Raw genomic sequence first — 1784 nt, 5'->3', positions numbered from 1 at the left:
GTAATGCCGCCGTTAGTGTCGTATCGTCAGCGAACGCATTTGACCATTGAGAGAACGGCAAGTTACTGGTTACGATAATGCTGCCTTGCTCGTATCGTTTAGCGATGACATTGAAGAACAAGTTCGCTTCTTCTCTGCCGAACGGTAGATATCCGATTTCATCGACGATAAGGAGCTTTGGCGCAAGAACGCTTCGCCTTAAGTAGCTTTCAAGTTTGCCCTGAGCTTTTGCCGTAGACAGTTGAAGCATTAAGTCAGCAGCCGTGATGAACCGTGTCTTTAAGCCTTTTTGTACCGCTATTTGACCAAGGCTAACAGCAAGATGGCTCTTACCAACACCACTTGGACCAAGTAGTACTACGTTTTCTTTTCGCTCGACGAACGCCAACCCTGTTAGCTCCTTGAGCTGTTTCCGTGGGGCACCTGTTGCGAACTTGAAGTCATAGTCATCGAACGTTTTCTCCATAGGGAAGCTGGCGAACTTAGTCAGCGTTGCTCTTGTGCGTTCAGCTCTCGCTTCAAGCTCAGCGCTTAGAAGTGATTCTAAGTAATCGGCTAGACTCAACTCTTGAGTGTTAGCGACTTCTGCCAACCTCGGCCATTCCTGACCCATGGCTTGTAACTTCAGCGTTGCGCACGCAGCTTCGATGCGATTCATTTGAAGGTTCATACTCGCACCTCCAACAACGTGTCATACATTGATAGTGGATGTTGGAAGCTCTCAACTGGCATGACATTATCACCCATTGTTAACGGAGCTATCGGGCGTGTCGGCGACGGGAGAGGTTGAAGTGTAAAACGTTCTTTCTCTAGAAGAACTTGAGGCTTTGTACCTGTTGTGCCGTGTATCCTCTGGTGAGCGACGGTTTCTAACCACGAGCCGATATGCCCATTAAGGACATCGGCTGTGATTTTCAGACCGTGTTGTTTAAGTGTCGCAGCAAGCGGAGTGACGAAGCTACTTTTCAAGTAAGAGTTAAATCGCTCCACTTTCCCTTTGGTCTTTGCGCGATACGGACGGCAAGCTCTTGGTTTGAAATTGTACTTCTTGGCGGCAGTGAGCAGCATAGCGTTCCATCGATGCTCGCCTTCACCGTATGCATCTCTCTCTATCATGATGGCTTTCGCATTATCGAACAGAACCTCTTTGGGTACGCCACCGAAGTATTCAAATGCTTCTTCAAGACCATCAACCCAGTCTTCTTGGCGCTCCCGCTCACAAAAGCGAACGAACGTCGCTCTGCTATAACCAAGCGTAGCAACAAAGGCTTTAACCCGTATGCCGTAATGCGTAATGGTCGTGAAGTCGACTTGCATTTGCTCACCAGGTTGTGTTTCGAATCGAACCACAGGGTCGGCAGGCGTGCTAGGTTTGTATTGTTTGATGTGCTTTTTGAGCATCGTTATGCCGCCTTCGTAACCGAAGGATTTTATCTCACGCAGTAAGACTGTTGCTGGTATCCAATAAGGCCTTGCAGCTTCAATGCGGGTGTGCAAGTAGTCGTGGTAAGGCTGTAATTTTGTTGGTCGAGACTGTCGTTCGGGATACACAGGCTCTTTACTTCTGTTTCGAAGATAAGTGCGAACGGTATTTCTAGAGATACCTAAATCTCGCGCAATGCGGCGGATGCTGTGCCCTTGCTGATGTAAAACGTGTATTTCCACTAGTTGCTCCTGATTGATCATAATCCGCCGCTTTGTCCATGTTACGAACGGATAGTTTGCCTCAGGTGGGTCAATTTTAAATCGACGTTAGTGGGTCATTTTTACATCGGCGCTGACAC

The 1784-nt window shown here is 48.1% G+C and carries 2 protein-coding genes; both read right to left on the bottom strand.

The features are described 5' to 3' along the window. Positions 1-670 (bottom strand): IS21-like element helper ATPase IstB (gene istB, locus AB4589_RS25280; RefSeq protein WP_372101942.1); only part of this gene is annotated, 670 nt, incomplete at its 3' end. Continuing rightward, entirely contained in the window at positions 667-1686 is a 1020-nt protein-coding gene (gene istA / locus AB4589_RS25275; RefSeq protein WP_017102648.1) for an IS21 family transposase, read from the bottom strand. The genes istA and istB, both read right to left, overlap by 4 nt. Between the last annotated feature and the right edge of the window lie 98 nt (positions 1687-1784).

Source organism: Vibrio sp. 10N.222.49.A3 (genome assembly GCF_041475145.1).
GTDB classification, from domain to species: domain Bacteria; phylum Pseudomonadota; class Gammaproteobacteria; order Enterobacterales; family Vibrionaceae; genus Vibrio; species Vibrio tasmaniensis_A.
The sequence above is the reverse complement of the archived record's forward strand: the minus strand, read 5'-3'. Positions and strand labels throughout refer to the sequence as shown.